Below are 298 nucleotides of genomic sequence, written 5' to 3' on the forward strand. Positions count from 1 at the left end.
CCGCGATTTGGCGGCAGACGCCAATTTAACCATCGAAGCCTCCATCGCCACCGAAGACCGCGCGGGCAACAAAGCCACAGCCAGCACGGAGCATGCTTATGGCGCAGACCTTGAAGCGCCGGAACTCGCCATTACGTTAAACGGCATCACCGAAGACAATGTCATCAATATAGATGAAGCAGGCCGCGACATCACCATCACAGGCACCATAACTGGCGAGTTCAATGAAGGCGATACCGTCACGTTAACTGTCAACGGCAAGGAATTCCAGGGCGCTGTCAATGCAGAAGGGCTTTTC

The 298-nt window shown here is 54.7% G+C and carries 1 protein-coding gene; it reads left to right on the forward strand.

Features of this window, described 5'->3' with window-relative positions; all coding sequences use genetic code 11:
• A partial coding sequence (locus Llon_RS09350) for an Ig-like domain-containing protein (RefSeq protein WP_157079322.1) occupies nucleotides 1-298 on the forward strand: 298 nt, incomplete at both ends.

It is taken from the genome of Legionella londiniensis (assembly GCF_001467825.1).
Classification (GTDB): domain Bacteria; phylum Pseudomonadota; class Gammaproteobacteria; order Legionellales; family Legionellaceae; genus Legionella_A; species Legionella_A londiniensis.